Origin of the sequence: Kitasatospora sp. NPDC101157, from assembly GCF_044768255.1 — a bacterium.
GTDB lineage: Bacteria > Actinomycetota > Actinomycetes > Streptomycetales > Streptomycetaceae > Kitasatospora.
This window is the reverse complement of record NZ_JBIWPL010000008.1, coordinates 1-14,806: the sequence shown is the minus strand read 5'-3', so window position 1 is coordinate 14,806 and position 14,806 is coordinate 1. Positions and strand designations below refer to the sequence as shown.

At 73.3% G+C, this 14,806-nt stretch carries 11 protein-coding genes and 2 tRNA genes; 4 read left to right on the top strand and 9 right to left on the bottom strand.

Annotation, left to right across the window (positions count from 1 at the left end; all coding sequences use genetic code 11):
• Positions 1-176: 176 nt before the first annotated feature.
• The 4 genes from ACIRVF_RS18815 to ACIRVF_RS18800 all read right to left on the bottom strand — a co-directional run bounded on the left by ACIRVF_RS18815 (position 177) and on the right by ACIRVF_RS18800 (position 5,829).
• Complete coding sequence (locus ACIRVF_RS18815; protein WP_402818563.1) at positions 177-2,150, bottom strand: tetratricopeptide repeat protein; 1,974 nt, start codon at positions 2,148-2,150, stop codon at positions 177-179.
• Between the two features lie 371 nt (positions 2,151-2,521).
• Positions 2,522-2,595 (bottom strand) — tRNA-Met (locus tag ACIRVF_RS18810).
• 70 nt (positions 2,596-2,665) lie between these two features.
• Positions 2,666-2,739, bottom strand: a tRNA-Met gene (locus ACIRVF_RS18805).
• Between the two features lie 66 nt (positions 2,740-2,805).
• Positions 2,806-5,829, bottom strand: coding sequence for a UPF0182 family protein (locus tag ACIRVF_RS18800; RefSeq protein WP_402818560.1), 3,024 nt, complete (start codon positions 5,827-5,829; stop codon positions 2,806-2,808).
• Positions 5,830-6,018: 189 nt separating this feature from the next.
• On the opposite strand from ACIRVF_RS18800, the gene ACIRVF_RS18795 reads away from it, so the two are divergent.
• Complete coding sequence (locus ACIRVF_RS18795) at positions 6,019-6,591, top strand: PPA1309 family protein (RefSeq protein WP_402818557.1); 573 nt, start codon at positions 6,019-6,021, stop codon at positions 6,589-6,591.
• A 47-nt stretch (positions 6,592-6,638) separates the two neighbouring features.
• On the opposite strand, the gene ACIRVF_RS18790 is transcribed toward ACIRVF_RS18795, so the two are convergent.
• The 4 genes from ACIRVF_RS18790 to ACIRVF_RS18775 form a co-directional block, all read right to left on the bottom strand.
• Positions 6,639-7,751, bottom strand: coding sequence for a PDZ domain-containing protein (locus ACIRVF_RS18790; protein ID WP_402818554.1), 1,113 nt, complete (start codon positions 7,749-7,751; stop codon positions 6,639-6,641).
• 42 nt (positions 7,752-7,793) lie between these two features.
• A complete protein-coding gene (locus ACIRVF_RS18785; protein WP_402818551.1) occupies positions 7,794-7,967 on the bottom strand; it encodes a hypothetical protein in 174 nt (57 codons plus the stop codon).
• Between the two features lie 315 nt (positions 7,968-8,282).
• Positions 8,283-8,723 (bottom strand): molybdenum cofactor biosynthesis protein MoaE, encoded by a 441-nt coding sequence (locus ACIRVF_RS18780; protein ID WP_402818548.1) that lies wholly within the window; start codon positions 8,721-8,723, stop codon positions 8,283-8,285.
• 146 nt (positions 8,724-8,869) lie between these two features.
• Positions 8,870-10,018, bottom strand: coding sequence for an NAD-dependent epimerase/dehydratase family protein (locus ACIRVF_RS18775; protein WP_402818545.1), 1,149 nt, complete (start codon positions 10,016-10,018; stop codon positions 8,870-8,872).
• A gap of 199 nt (positions 10,019-10,217) precedes the next feature.
• On the opposite strand from ACIRVF_RS18775, the gene ACIRVF_RS18770 reads away from it, so the two are divergent.
• Together ACIRVF_RS18770 and ACIRVF_RS18765 are read left to right on the top strand one after the other, a co-directional pair.
• Positions 10,218-11,753, top strand: coding sequence for a zinc-dependent metalloprotease (locus ACIRVF_RS18770; RefSeq protein ID WP_402818542.1), 1,536 nt, complete (start codon positions 10,218-10,220; stop codon positions 11,751-11,753).
• Complete coding sequence (locus tag ACIRVF_RS18765; RefSeq protein ID WP_402818540.1) at positions 11,750-12,337, top strand: NUDIX hydrolase; 588 nt, start codon at positions 11,750-11,752, stop codon at positions 12,335-12,337. Before ACIRVF_RS18770 ends, ACIRVF_RS18765 begins: the two co-directional genes overlap by 4 nt.
• Before the next feature lie 155 nt (positions 12,338-12,492).
• Here the strand turns inward: ACIRVF_RS18765 and ACIRVF_RS18760 are convergent, their stop codons facing one another.
• Entirely contained in the window at positions 12,493-13,248 is a 756-nt protein-coding gene (locus tag ACIRVF_RS18760; RefSeq protein WP_402818537.1) for a M48 family metallopeptidase, read from the bottom strand.
• 255 nt (positions 13,249-13,503) lie between these two features.
• Here ACIRVF_RS18760 and ACIRVF_RS18755 point away from each other — a divergent pair, with 255 nt between their 5' ends.
• Positions 13,504-14,592, top strand: a complete 1,089-nt coding sequence (locus ACIRVF_RS18755; protein WP_402818534.1) for a TOMM precursor leader peptide-binding protein — start codon at positions 13,504-13,506, stop codon at positions 14,590-14,592.
• Positions 14,593-14,806: the final 214 nt, after the last annotated feature.

Genomic DNA, 14,806 nt, shown 5'->3' with positions numbered 1-14,806 from the left:
GACCCCGACCCACCGGCCCTGACCCAGCCGGTCCTGACCCAGCCGGTCCTGAACCGGCGATCATGGCCCACCGGCCCTGACCCGGCGATCATGGCCCGCCGGCGGCCCGGCTGCCGCCCCTGAGGCCCCGGAAGCCCGGGAGCCCCCGGAGCCCGGGAGCCCCGCTCGGGGACCGGCTACGCGCTCAGCTCCGCGTGCAGCGCGCCCAGCAGCCGCCCGGCCCGCTCCGCGACCTCGGCCGGCCCGTAGTCGATCGCCCGCCGGCACCAGTTCTCCGCCTGCACCGGCTCGCCCCGGCGCAGCGCCAGCAGCGCCAGGCGCAGCGCCGCCCGCCCGTGCCCGGCGTCGGCGGCCCGGGTGTACCAGAGCATCGCCTCCGCCTCGCTGTCCTGCCGGGCCAGCAGCAGTCCCAGGTTGAACGCGGCGCTGCGGCTGCCCGCCTCGGCGGCCCGCCGGTACCAGCTCTCGGCGATCTCCAGCGCCCCGCGCTCGGCCGCCCGCACGCCCATCCGCACCTGCGCCCGGCGGTGCCCGGCATCGGCCGCCAGCGCGTACCAGTGCTCGGCCTCCGCGTCCGCGTCCCCGCGCCGGTCCAGCACCGAGGCCAGCCGGAACGCGCCCTCCGCCGACCCCCCGGCCGCCGCCTGCCGGTAGCGCTCCAGGGCGCCCGGCAGGTTGCCGCGCTGCTCCTGGGCCACCGCCAGCTGCAGCGCCGCCTCGCCGTGGCCCTCGGCGGCCGCCCGCGCGTACCACTCCTGGGCCTGCCGCGCCTCGCCGCGCCCGGCGTGCAGCACGCCCAGGTTGAAGGCGCCGTCCACGCTGCCGGCCTCGGCGGCCTTGGAGAACCACGGCTCGGCGCCGGACTCGTCGCCGCGCTGCAGCAGCACCACGGCCAGTGCGTTGCAGGCCTCCCGGTGCCCGGCGTACGCGGCCCGGCGGTACCACTGCTCGGCCTGCTGGTCGCGGCCGGTCCCGGCGCAGAGCAGGCCGAGGTTGAAGGCGCCGTTCTGGTCGCCCGCGTCGAGGGCGGTGCGGTACCAGTGCTCGGCCTCCTTGGCCTCGCCGCGGCTCGCGTGCAGGGCGCCGAGCGCGTTGGCGGCGTTGCCGTCGCCGGCCTCGGCGGCCTGCCGCCACCACTCGGCGGCGGCGGCGACCTCCCCGGAGTCGCGCAGCAGGAAGCCGAGCGCGCAGGCCGCGCGCGGCTCGCCGTTCTGGGCGGACTGCCGGTACCACCGGGCCGCCTCCTCCAGCAGCGACCGGTCGGTGCGGGCGCGCTCCTCCAGCAGCACGCCCAGGCGCAGCGCGGCGCGGGCGTGGCTGCGGGCCGCCGCGGTGCGGTACCAGGCCTCGGCGGTCTCCTTGTCCCCGGCGGCCTCGCGCATCCGGGCCAGCCGGTAGGCGGCCTCCCGGTGCCCGGCGTCGGCGGACACCTTGAACCAGCGCTCGGCCCGTACGTCGCGCCGGTGCTCCATCAGGTCGCCGAGCGCGTAGGCGCCCAGCGGGTGGCCGTGGTCGGCGGCGAAGTGCAGCCAGTACTCGGCGGCCTCCTCCTCGCCCTGGTCGCGCAGCTGGAGCCCGAGCGCGTGCGCGGCGGGGGCGCTGCCCGCCACCGCCGCCTGGTGCCACCACTGGCCGGCCTCGGCGCGGTGCCCCTGCTGGTGCAGCAGGACGCCCAGGTTGTTGGCGGCGGCCCGCACCCCGGCGGCCGCGGCGGCGCGCAGATAGGGCTCGGCGTCCTCCAGGTCGCCGCGGCGCAGCAGCAGGGTGCCGAGCCGGCCGGCGGCCTCCGCGTCCCCGTCGTCGGCGGCCTGCCGGTGCCGGGCCTCCAGGGCGGCGGACTCCCGGGCGGCCAGCGCGGTCTCGAAACTGGTCGGGTCCAGCCCGGCCGGGTCCAGCGCGGCTCCGGAGGGCGCTTCCTCGCCGCCCGCCCCGTACGCGCCGACCGCGGCGGAGAACTGACGGGTGGACACGTGGACGAGGCTGTCGGGGCCGAAGCCGCCGGCCGCGGGGCGCTCGGACAGTCCGCTGGTGCGCTGGGCGGGCAGGGCCCCGAGCCGCTCGTCGGGGCTCTCGGCGCTCTCCGCCCAGGCGTCGGTGTCCGCCTCGACGGCCGCACCGGACTTGGTGCCTGACTTGCCGATCAGCCTCATGCCGACTCCCGCTCCCCCAGAGTGTCGCGGCATCGTGCCCCGGCCGACGGCCGGGGGGACTTCTCCCAGGAGAGGCGCCGGACCCGACGGCCCATCAGCGGCCGTGCACCGTCCCCCGTGTGTCCCATCGTCGCATCACCCGCTACCCGCGTACACCTGCCCCGGCCGAATTCGAGCGGGGCAGCCCTGAAGCCGACGAAATTGCTTCGGCGCTTTGTCGATTTCCCGACACTTCAACCCCACAAACCCCGGTGCCGTCCCCGTTGGCGACGGTCGATAGTACCGGAGCGGTTCCCCCCGCTTCCGGACGGAAACCTGACCGGAAACACCAGAGGCCCGGAGGAATGATCCTCCGGGCCTCTGACACTGAGTAGCGGGGACAGGATTTGAACCTGCGACCTCTGGGTTATGAGCCCAGCGAGCTACCGAGCTGCTCCACCCCGCGTCGGTGATCAAACAATAGCACGAAACACCAGGGGCCCGGAGGAGTGATCCTCCGGGCCCCTGGCACTGAGTAGCGGGGACAGGATTTGAACCTGCGACCTCTGGGTTATGAGCCCAGCGAGCTACCGAGCTGCTCCACCCCGCGTCGGTGAGTGAACCGTAGCACGGGCACGGGGTGGAACCAAAAACGGTTACCGCAGCTCAGCGGGGACTACGGGTGCGGGCTGGGCGCCCCCGACCCGGTCGGCGCCGCTGTCGGCACCGGCGCCGGGCTCCCGCCGCGGGCCGCGTCGGCCGCCTTCAGGGCGTCCCCGAGCGCCTTCTGGGCGTTGCCGTAGGCCACCCAGTCGCCGTTCTTGAACGCGGTCTGGCTGTCGTTGTACGCCTTCTCCGCGTCCGACAGCGCCTTCTGCAGCTCCGGCGAGATCGTCCCGCCCGGCGCCGGGGTGCCCGGCCCGGTCGGCGCGGACGTGGGCGAGGGGGCCCCCGGCGCCGGCGTCGCCCCGCCGCCCGGCGTCGCACCGCTCCCCGGGGCCGTCCCGTTGCCGGGGGCCGTCCCGCCGCCCGGGCTGGACGGCGCCACCGGCGTGGCCGGCGGGGCCTGCCCGGCGAACAGCTTCTTCAGCGCGTCCTCAAGGGTGTTCTCGAACGCCACGTTGTCGTCCCCGTACACCGCCAGGACCTTCTGCAGCGTCGGGTACTTGGCGCCGCGCCCGCGCACGTACACCGGCTCGACGTTCAGCAGCCCGCCGCCGACCGGCAGGGTCAGCAGGTTCCCGTACTCCAGCTCGGTGTCACCGCCGGTCTTCAGCGCGTAGATCTGCGAGGCCACCTCCTGGCGGGAGTTGAACTTCGACTGCACCAGGCCGGGGCCGGGCGCCCCGCTCTCGCCCGTCATCTTCAGGATGCGGATCTTCCCGTAGTCGTCGCCCGGATCCGCGTTGACGGACATGAAGGCCGCCAGGTTGGGCCGCTGGTTGGGCACGAAGGTGCTGGTCAGCGAGAAGCTCGCGGCGGCCGCGTCCGGCGTGCGCACCGTCACGTAGTACGGCGGCTGGACCTGCTTGGTGTCACTGGTCGGGTCCACCGGGACCTGCCAGATGTCGCTGCCGTTGAAGAAGGAGTTGGCGTCGGTCACGTGGTACTGGCCGAGCAGGTCGCGCTGCACCTTGAACATGTCCTGCGGGTAGCGCAGGTGCGGCAGCAGCGACGCCGGGATGTCCGCCTTCGGCTCGACCGTCCCCGGGAAGGCCTTCATCCAGGTCTTCAGCACCGGGTCCTTCTCGTCCCACTGGTAGAGCTTCACCTCGCCGGTGTAGGCGTCCACCGTGGCCTTGACCGAGTTGCGGATGTAGTTGACCTGGTTGGCGACGGTCAGCAGCTCACCGCGCTGGTTGGTCAGCGAGTCCTTGGTCGCGGTGCCCAGCGTCGTCTTCGACGAGAACGGGAAGCCGTCCGAGGTGGTGTAGCCGTCCACCACCCAGACCACTCGGCCGTCCTGCACCACCGGGTACGGGTCGGCGTCGATCGACAGCCACGGCGCGACCTTCTCCACCCGCTCCTTCGGCGTCCGGTTGTAGATCACCTTGGCGCCGTCGGTGATCGCCCCCGCGTACAGGATCTGCGGCTCGGCGAAGCGCACCGCGTACGCGGCCCGGGTGATCGGGTTGTCCAGCGAGACGCCGCTGTCACCGGCGTACGTGTACTCCACGTTCTGACCGGTCTTGACGTCGGTGTAGTCGATCTCCTTGTTCGAGCCGCCGACGATCGAGTACGTCGACGTCTTCTCGCCGTAGTAGATCCGCTGCTCGTAGTCGCCCAGCGCCCCGGTCGTCGGCAGGCCGGACTCGGTGAACACCGGGCCGCCCTTGTCGTCGACCTGGTTGCCCTTGGCGAGCGCCGCGCCGTAGCCGTGGGTGTACTTGAAGTGGTCGTTGATCCAGTTGCGCTGCACCCCGTTGAGGTCCAGCTCGCGCAGACCGATCACGGTGTCCTGCTTGTCCGCGCCGGTGCCGTACCGGTCCACCGACAGCGTGCTCGGGAACGCGTAGTAGTTGCGCTGCTGCTCCAGCGACTGGAACGTCTGCGAGACGATGTTGGGGTCCAGCAGCCGCACGTCCGCGATGGTCCGCGCGTCCGGCTTCAGCGCGTCACCCGTGGTCGAGCCCTGCGGGCTGTACGGGGTGGTCTTCGCGTCCGCGATCCCGTACGCCTGCCGCGTCGCGTCGATGTTCTTCTGGATGTACGGCGTCTCCTTGGCCTGCTCGTTCGGCTTGACCTGGAACTGCTGCACGATCGCCGGGTACAGGCCGCCGATCAGCACCGCCGACAGCACCATCAGCCCCAGCCCGATCAGGGCCGGCGCCCAGGTGCGGCGGATCGGCGTCAGGAAGAACAGCACCGCGCAGATGATCGCGACGAAGAACAGGATCGTCTTGGCCGGCAGGAACGCGTTGGCGTCCACGTAGCGCAGGCCCGTCCAGCCCGACACCCCCTTGTAGGAGCCGGTCTTCACCGCCAGCGCGTACCGGTCCAGCCAGTACGCCACCGCCTTCAGCAGCACGAACACGCCCAGCAGCACCGCCAGGTGCCCCTGCGCGCCCGCGCTCGCCCGACGGCCCGGACCCTGCAGCCGCAGCCCCCCGTACAGGTAGTGCACCAGCGCCGAGGTCAGCAGCGAGACGATCACCGCGCTGAACGCGAAGCCCAGCACGAACTCGTAGAACGGCAGGTCGAAGGCGTAGAACGAGACGTCCATGCCGAACTGGGCGTCCTTCTCGCCGAAGGACGTCGCGTTCGTCCACATCAGCCACGTCCGCCACTGGCCCGACGCCGCCGCGCCGGCCACCAGGCCGATCACCAGCGACACCCCGATCAGCGCCCAGCGCTTGAACGGCGCCAGCCCCGCCCGGTAGCGGTCCAGGCTCTGCTGCTCCACCGACATCGCCGACAGCGGCGGCCGCAGCCGGTGCGCCAGCCAGACGTTGAAACCGACGATCACCGCCATCAGCAGGCCGAACACCCCGAACAGCCCGATCTTCGTCCACAGCTGGGTGGTGAAGACCGAGGAGTAGTGGACCGACCTGAACCACAGCCAGTCCGTCCAGAACCCGGCGAACATGACGAACAACAGGAACAGCACCGCGAGCACGCCCAGGGTCAGCAGGGCCACCCGCGCCCGCCGGGAGGGCGGGCCAACCCTCCGCCGGAAACCCGGCCCTGAGCGTTCCGGCATCTGGAATACCACGGTGGCACCTCAGCTGTGTCGTCTGGATTCGGTCGGTCGTCAGAGAAACTTAACCAGGCTTTGGTCGAGTTCCCACCGTTAGCAGACGGTTACTCCGCCGCCCCCACCGCCCCCCGCCGCGCGCCGCCCCCGGCCGCTCCGGCGAGCGCCCGCCGCCCGGCGTGTGAGGATTGAGTCATGTCCGACGCGTCTGATCTGAACAACTCCCCCGACGACGTATCCAAGCTCCCGGCCGCCACCCCGCTCACCCGGGCCGCGCTGGAGATCGACGAGTACGCCGCCACCCTCGGCTGGGACCTCCCGGCCCGACTGTTCGCCCTGGTGGACAGCGCCGCCCTGCTCAAGGCCGACCCCCGGATCGCCAAGCAGCTCGGTCTCTCCGAGGGCGACCAGCCCGGCCTCACCCCGGTCGAGCAGGACGAGATCCCGGCCGGCACGGAGCTCGACAAGTTCCTCGGCACCATCGCCTGGCCCGACTCCGTGGCCGGCTGCGCCCTGGTCGTCGAGCGGCTGATGCTGCCGCCGGGCGCCGAGCAGTCCCGCCCCCGCGGCGCCTCCGACGCCCAGCTCGCCGAGTGGGTCGCCAACCACCCCAAGCGCGAGGAGGTGCGGATCACCGCCGCCGTGCTGCGCGACGGCCGGAAGGAGATTGCCCTGCGGCTGCGCTCCAAGGACGTCGCCCGCGAGGTGCTGACCGGCCCCGACCTGGTGCCCGGCCTGACCGACGCGCTGCTGGCGACCTTCTCCTGACGCCCTTCCGCTGACGACCTTCCGCTGGCGCCCTTCCCCGGACGGCTCTACTTCGGGCAGGACGGCAGCGCGGAGGTCTGCCCGGAGCGGATCTGCTCCAGCGACTTCAGCGCGCCGTCCAGGGTGTCCGTCTTGATGAGGGTCAGCCCGGACGGCACGTTCTTGGTGGCCTCGGCGCAGTTCGAGGACGGGGTGAAGAAGTACTCGGCCCCGGCGTCCCGGGCGGCGATCAGCTTCATCGATATCCCGCCGATCGGGCCGACCTTGCCGTCGTCGTCGATGGTGCCGGTGCCGGCCACGAACTTGCCGCCGGTGAGGTCGCCGCCCGGGGTGAGCTTGTCGACGATGCCGAGCGAGAACATCAGCCCGGCGCTGGGGCCGCCGACGTCCTGCAGACCGATGTCGATCTGGAACGGGTAGGTGTGCCGGATCCCGGTGCCGATGCCGACCACCGCGAGCTCGGCCCGCTCGGCCGGGGCCTTGGGGTCGAGGTCCTTGGCCCGCACGGTCGGGACGGTGACGTCCGTCTTCGTGCCCGGGGCGGCCGAGCCGTTGCCGGAGGTGTCCTTGACCCGGGGCACCACGGTGAAGACCACCGACTCGCCGGGCTTGTGCTTGGTGACGGCGGCGACCACCTGGTCGACCGAGTCGACGGCGGTGCCGTCCACCGCGACGATCTGGTCACCCGCGTGCAGCCGGCCCTCGGCCGGGGCCCCCGCGGTGACCGACTTGACGATCAGTTCGTTGCCGACCGGAACGCCCAGCTGCTTGAGCGCGGCGGTGCGGGCGCTGTCCTCGGAGGAGGCGAACTCCTCGGCGTTCTGCTTCTTGGCGTCCGCGTCCGACTGGCCCTTGGGGTAGACGTTGTCGTGCGGCACCACCAGCACGTCGTCGCGCATCCAGCCGATCACCGCGTTGACCAGGCTGGGCTCGTACTTCGCCCCGGTCACCTGCACGGTGGTCATGTTGAGGTGCCCGGAGGTCCTGTACGAGTCGTGGCCGGTGACGGTGATCACCGGCTTGCCCCCCTGCTCACCGAGCGTGTTGTACGTCGGGCCCGGGCTCATCTCCGTGTACGGCACCTTCATCAGCACCGAGACGCAGAGCAGCGCTATGAGCAGCAGGGTGGCAGCGAGCATCGTCGCGGAGCGGCGTGGCATGCCTCGACAGTACGGGACGCGGATGAAGCGGCGCCCGCCGGGCTACCGGCCGGAGCGCTCCCCCGGGGCGGAGGAGCCGGCGGTGGTGCGTTCCATCGCGGCCATGAAGCGCTGGTGCTCGGCGAGGGAGGCCGGATCCCCCGTGGCCTTCGGAGCCCGCTGGGCCCAGCCCGCCCAGGCGGCGGCGGCCAGGACGGCGACAACCGGAATGATCAACCAGGCGAGCGCACCCATATCAGTACTCCCAGCTCGTCGTGTCTATGAGCAGATTAACCACTCCGGCGGACAACGCGACCGGCGCCGTCCGGGTTACGGGACGGCCGATCGGCTCACTTCCAGGGAGTATTCGGCCCACCGCGCCGAACCCTTTCGGGTGATGCCGCGGCGCGCCTGACCCGAGGGACGCGCTCCGTGTGCGGCCGGTTCCGCCGGCACCCGGCCGGGGCCGCGGGCCGTGGCGGTGACGGGCGCGGTCGCGGGTGCGGGTGCGGTCGCGGGTGCGGTCGCGGGGACGCCGGGTGCAGGCAGGGGTCAGCAGCCGCCGGCGCCGACCCACTCCTCGTCGCCGTCGGCGAAGACCTGGTGCTTCCAGATCGGCACCTCGTGCTTGAGGTCGTCGATCAGCCGTCGAGCGGCCGCGAAGGCCTCCCCGCGGTGGGCGCAGGAGACGGCGACGATCACGGCCTTGTCGGCGATCTCCAGCCGTCCCACCCGGTGCACCGCGGCGAGCGCCTTGACCGGGAAGTCGGCGACCACCTTCTCCGCGATCCGGCGCATCTCCTGCTCGGCGGTGGGGTGGCAGCTGTACTCCAGCGCCGAGACCGACTTGCCGCCGTCGTGATCCCGGACCGTCCCGACGAAGACGGTGGTGCCGCCGGCCGCGTCGTCGCCGACCGCCTCGTACACCTCGTCCAGGGAGAGCGGGGTGTCGCGGACGGCGAGCAGGCGGATGGGGTCGTGGTTCTCGGACATGACCCCATGATTGCTCATCCGGGGCCGACCGCGACAAGAGGCTTCCACATCACGATTGCGAAATTTCGCATCGTGAGAATCGCGTCGGCCGGCCCACTGCCCGGCCGCACGGCGAAGCCCTCGGACCGAAAGCGCCGGACCCCGGATCAGAAGCGGCGCCGCTTGCGGGCCCGGCGCACCAGCGCCGCCGTACCGACCAGCGCCACGGTCGCCCCGGCCGCCCCCAGACTGGTCGCCGCCTCCTTGCCGCCCAGCCGCCGCCCCGCCACCGCGTGCTTGCCGGACACCTGCGCCAGCAGCTCCGCCAGCACCTGCTCATTGGTGAACTCCGGCCGCCAGCCCGCCTCGTGCAGCCGGCTGCCGGACACCACCCACGGGTACATCGTGTACGCCAGGTCTCCTGCCGGAGCCGGGGTCAGGCCCAGCCGGTGCAGCCTGGCCGCCGTCCCCAGCGCCAGCGAGGCCGGCAGTTCCATCCGCCGGATCCCCGACAGCCGCTCCACGTCCTCCTGCTCCAGCCAGCCGTCGCAGCCGACCGTCACCTCACCCTCGACCAGGCCCAGCGCCGCGTACTCCAACGCCGTCGCCAGGTCCTCCACGTGGCAGAACTGCCAGCACGGGCGAGAACCGGCCACCACCAGCAGCCGGGGCGCCTCGAAGTGCCGGGTCAGCACGGTGTCCACCCCGGGGCCCACCACCACCGCCGGGCGCAGCACCGTCACCTGCAGCCCCGGGTGGGCCCGCGGCGCCCGCCGGGCCAGCCGCTCGATCTCCAGCAGGTCCCCGACCAGCGAGGCCTCCTCCGTCGCGCGCAGCTCGGAGTCCTCGGCCAGCGGCACCTCGTTGTCGGCCAGCGCCCCGTAGACCATCGCCGAGGTGCACAGCACCACCCGGTGCACCCCGGCCGCCGCGGCCGCGGTCAGCACCGTCTGGGCGCCGCGCACGTTGTAGGCGCTGCGGGCCCGCGGATCGGACTCCATGCCGAAGTCCATCGCCAGGTGCACCACCACGTCGACCCCGGCCAGCCGCTCGGCCACCGCCGGATCCCGCACGTCCAGCACCCGCCACTGCACGCCCGCGACCTCACCGCGCCGGTCGTCCACCGCCAGCACCCTGCGCACGTGCGGCGAGGCCACCAGCCGGGCCGCGACCCGCTCGCCCAGCACCCCCGCGGCACCGGTGACGGCCACGGTCAGCGGCCGCCCGCCGTAGGCTGGAGGCGGCGACACCGTGGTGTCCGGGTCGTCCTCTCCTGCGGTCAGCCCAGAGCGAACGTCCGAGGGCGGGGAACTCACCGGCCATCCTCCACGGTTAGCTTATGTGCGTACGGACGTGTGTCACGTACGTCCATCCTGCCCGAGGCGAAGGCCCGGCGGTGCACCCGGCGCGGGCCTTGCGCGCGGGAGCCGCCCACGAGTCCCCCGCTCCACCGGACCCCCGGGCGGCAGCACTTCCCGCCACACCCGTATGACGGCCGACCGGATCGAGGACCCCGTGAGCGACCTTCCCTTCGGATTCGGCGTTCCGCCCGAGGAGCCCGAGGACGGCAAGGCCAAGCCCGACGACGCGCAGAAGAAGAAGGAGCAGGGCCAGGAAGGAACCGGCGGCCCCCAGCCGTTCGGCTTCGGAGCCGGCAACCCCTTCGGCGCGATGTTCGGCATGCCCGGCGCCCCGGGCGGCCCCGGCGGCGCCGGAGCCGACAACCCCTTCGCCTCGATGTTCGGCGGCCTGAACCCCGGCGACCTCGGCGCCGCCTTCCAGCAGCTCGGGCAGATGCTCTCCTTCGAGGGCGGCCCGGTGAACTGGGAGCTCGCCCAGAACATCGCCCGGCAGACCGTCGTCGCCGAACCGGCCGAGGGCAAGAGCAAGGACCGCTCCGTCGGCGCCGCCGAGCGCGCCGCCGTGGAGGAGGCCGTGCGCCTGGCCGACCTGTGGCTCGACGGCGTCACCGAGTTCCCCTCCGGCGCCGGCACCGCCGTCGCCTGGAGCCGCGCCGAGTGGATCGAGGCCACCCTCCCGGTCTGGAAGGACCTCGTCGACCCGGTCGCCGAGCGCGTCGGCACCGCCATGGGCGGCGTCCTGCCCGAGGAGATGCAGGCCATGGCCGGCCCGCTGATGGGCATGATGCGCTCCATGGGCGGCGCCATGTTCGGCACCCAGATCGGCCAGGCCCTCGGCGCCCTGGCCGGCGAGGTCGTCGGCTCCACCGACGTCGGCCTGCCGCTCGCCCCCGCCGGCAAGGCCGCCCTGCTGCCGCAGAACGTCGCCGAGTTCGGCGAGGGCCTCAACGTGCCCGCCGAGGAGGTCCGGCTCTACCTCGCCCTGCGCGAGGCCGCCCACCAGCGGCTCTTCGCCCACGTTCCGTGGCTGCGGGCCCACCTGCTCGGCGCCGTCGAGGCCTACGCCCGCGGCATCAAGGTCGACACCTCCCGCATGGAGGAACTCGTCGGCCAGCTCGACCCGAGCAACCCGGAGGCCCTCCAGGAGGCGCTCGCCGGAGGCCTGCTCCAGCCCGAGGACACCCCCGAGCAGAAGGCCGCGCTCGCCCGCCTGGAGACCGCGCTCGCGCTGGTCGAGGGCTGGGTCGACGCCGTCGTCCACGCCGCCGCCGCACCCCACCTGCCGCAGGCCGGCGCGCTGCGCGAGACCGTCCGCCGCCGCCGCGCCGCCGGCGGGCCCGCCGAGCAGACCTTCGCCACCCTGGTCGGCCTGGAGCTGCGCCCGCGCCGGCTGCGCGACGCCGCCCGGCTGTGGGCACTGCTCGCCGACGCCCGCGGCGTCGAGGGCCGCGACACCCTCTGGGAGCACCCCGACATGCTGCCCACCGCCGCCGACCTGGACGACCCGGACGCCTTCGTGCACCGCGGCAGCGGCGACCTGGAGGGCGGCTTCGACTTCGACGCCCTCGACAAGCTGCTCGGCGAGGCCGCGGCCGGCAAGCCCGACCTCACCAAGGACGACCGCCCGAAGGACGACCCGTCGGGGAGCGACCAGGACGGCACCGACGGGAAGGGCGAGCCCACCGCATGACGGCCACCGGGACGGGCACGTCCACCCTCCACGCGGACGCCGTCCGCACCCTGACCGACTGGCGGCCCGCCGACCAGGACCAGGAACAGCTGCGGCTCGACTACCTCGCGCACCTCGCCGAGCAGCCCGAGGGCGTGTACCGGTCCTGCCTGCCCGCCCACCTCACGGCGAGCGCGGCCGTCATCGACCCGGCCGCGGGGCGGGTGCTGCTCACCCTGCACCCGAAGGTCGGCATGTGGCTGCAGATGGGCGGGCACTGCGAGCCGGGCGACGCCGACCTCGCCTCCGCCGCGCTGCGCGAGGCCGTCGAGGAGTCCGGCATCCCCGACCTGACCCTGCTGCGGGAGAACGGCGCCCCCGTCCCCGCCAAGCTGGACCGCCACCAGGTCCGCTGCACCGGCAAGGACCGGCCGGAGAACACCCACCTGGATGTTCAGTACATCGCGCTGGCCCCGGCCGGGGCGCAGGCGCTGATCAGCGAGGAGTCGCTGGACCTGCGCTGGTTCGAATTCGACCGGCTGCCGGAGCTCACCGACCACTCGGTGCGCGACCTGGTCGCCCGGGCACGGCGGCTGACCGCCTGACCGGTTGAGGTGAGACACGCCGAGGGGGCGCGGGCCGATACGGTCCGCGCCCCCTTTTCGGTCGCTCTTCCGCGCTCTTCCGCGCTCTTCCCCACGTTCTTTCCGCTCTGCCTCAAGCCGCCATCGGGCCGCTTTCGGGCCTTCTCGCACCGTGCTCAGCCGCAGGAAGCCGCCGGATCCGGACCCGGCGCGCCATGCCGGGCACCCGGAATGTGCGGCAGCCGCGCGGCGGACACCACGCCCTCCAGATAGCCGCGGGCCCGCTCCGTCCGGGGATAGGCCTCCAGCAGTGCCCAGAACGCCGGGCCGTGGTCCGGCACCAGCAGGTGCGCCAGCTCGTGCAGCAGCACGTAGTCCAGCACGTACTCCGGCATGCCCTGCAGCCGGTGGGACAGCCGGATCGTCCCCTCACTGGGGGTGCACGAGCCCCACCGCGAATTCTGGTTGGTCACCCAGCGGACCTGGACGGGCTGGGCGCGCCCCCCCAGGTAGGCCGCCGACAGCTCCCGCGCCCGGGCCATCAGGGCGTCGTCCCCGAGGATCCGCCGGCGCTCCTGGGCGGCGAGCTTCTCCAGCATCTGGGCGACCCAGCGCTGCTCCTCGGCGTGCGACATCCGCGCCGGGATCAGCACGACGGTGCGATCGCCCTCGCGGTACGCGGAGACGGTACGGCTGCGGCGGGCGCTGCGCCGCACCTCGACCCGGCTGCGGTCGTGCGCCTCCGGGGGCACGGCGCCGGAGGGCGGGTGCTGCGGCCTCGCCTGCTGCTCCTCGTGCCGGCTCTCGCGCTGCTGCTCGCGCTGATTCTCGTCCGGGCGCCCGCGCGTGCTCGGCGCCGCCAACTGCGACCCGGTCGCTGCACGGGCACGCCGACGCGACGCCGGTGGATGGGAGTCCCGCTCGGCTGCCATGGCACACGACGTTACCCGGTACAGCTGACAGAAGTCCGGTGCCGTGGCCGAAATCTTTCATGGAGCGATCGGGAACGAAAGACCGACGGGGAGTGTCCGGAAACCGACGCCGGGGAGGATGGACAGTTATCCACAGGGCTTGCGAACAGATGGTGTGATCATGCGCCTGGACCTGTGGATAACTTTCTGCGCGCGGTCGCCGCGATGGGGCATGCTGCGGTCAGCCGTCCGGAAACGATCGGAAGGGAGATCGTCGTGCGCCTCGTGCTGAAGCCCGCTCTGTCCCGCAGCTGGCGGGACTCCGAGACCCTGCAGTTCGGCACCATCACCCGGTACGCCGGGGTGCTCGGCAACGCCGACAAGACACTGTGCGAGTTCCTCGAACTCGTCGACGGAACGCGCGACCGACCCGAGCTGCTCTCCGCCGGCGAACGGATCGGGCTCGGCCGCGAACCCGCCGACACGCTGCTGAGCGAGCTGGAGGAGACCGGGCTGCTGGACGACGCGGAAGCGACCGACCGGGCGCTCGCCCGCTTCCCCCGGCCCCACCGGGACCTCCTCGGGCCCGACCTCGCCTCGCTGTCCCTGGTCCACTCCGGCCCGGGCGCCGCACCGGCGGTCCTGGCCCGCCGGGCCGAGACCCGGATCGAGGTCCGGGGCGCGGGCCGGGTCGGCGCGGCCGTGGCGGCGGTGCTCGCCGCCGGCGGCACCGGCACCGTCACAGTGGCCGACAGCGGGCGGGTCCAGCACAGCGACTGCTCCCCCGCCGGTCTGCCACCGGCGGACGTCGGGCGGCTGCGCTCGACGGTCGCCCGGGAGGCGGTGCAACGGGCCACGGGTCGACCGCTGGTCCCGGTGCCGCGGCGGAAATCCGACGACCCGCCGCCCGACTTCGTGATCCTCGCCCCCAGGGACGGCAGCGCCGCCTTCGCGGGCGGGACGTACGAGGCCCGGCTGCTGCTCCGGGCCGGGGTGCCCCACCTGTACGTGGGCGTGGTCGAGGAGTTCGGCATCATCGGCCCGCTGGTGATCCCGGGGCGTTCGGCCTGCGGGCACTGCCTGGTGCTGCGGCGGGAGGACGAGGACGCGGCCTGGCCGCGGGTCCTGGCCCAGCTGGCGGACAACGGCCCCGGCCGGGCCCGAACCCCGGCCTGCGACACCGCACTGGCCACGGCCGTCGCCGGCCTGGCGGCACTGCACGCCCAGGTGTACCTGGACGGCGGCCGGCCGCCGAGCGTCGACGGCTGGTGCGAGATCTCGGCGGGCGACGGAATGCCCCGCCGCCTACGGCTACGAGGACACCCGGACTGCGGCTGCCTGTGGCAGCCGTTGCCGCCGGGCTGAGGAGGAGGGACGAATCAGGGACGGCACCGGGCCCAGGCCCGGCGGCTGCGGGGCTCAGCAGCCGCCTGACCTGGCACCGACGGCCACTTCGGGCGGAGCGCCCGGCCAAGTGAGCCCATGGCCAAGTGAGCCCATGGCCAAGTGAGCCCATGGCCAAGTGAGCCCATGGCCAAGTGAGCCCATGGCCAAGTGAGCCCATGGCCAAGTGAGCCCA

Excerpts from the sequence above, each read along its gene's own strand:
- ACIRVF_RS18790 (WP_402818554.1), bottom strand. The coding sequence starts at position 7,751 with ATGCCACGCCGCTCCGCGACGATGCTCGCTGCCACCCTGCTGCTCATA.
- ACIRVF_RS18800 (WP_402818560.1), bottom strand. The coding sequence starts at position 5,829 with ATGCCGGAACGCTCAGGGCCGGGTTTCCGGCGGAGGGTTGGCCCGCCC.
- ACIRVF_RS18760 (WP_402818537.1), bottom strand. The coding sequence starts at position 13,248 with ATGGCAGCCGAGCGGGACTCCCATCCACCGGCGTCGCGTCGGCGTGCC.
- ACIRVF_RS18795 (WP_402818557.1), top strand. The coding sequence starts at position 6,019 with ATGTCCGACGCGTCTGATCTGAACAACTCCCCCGACGACGTATCCAAG.
- ACIRVF_RS18765 (WP_402818540.1), top strand. The coding sequence starts at position 11,750 with ATGACGGCCACCGGGACGGGCACGTCCACCCTCCACGCGGACGCCGTC.
- ACIRVF_RS18780 (WP_402818548.1), bottom strand. The coding sequence starts at position 8,723 with ATGTCCGAGAACCACGACCCCATCCGCCTGCTCGCCGTCCGCGACACC.
- ACIRVF_RS18815 (WP_402818563.1), bottom strand. The coding sequence starts at position 2,150 with ATGAGGCTGATCGGCAAGTCAGGCACCAAGTCCGGTGCGGCCGTCGAG.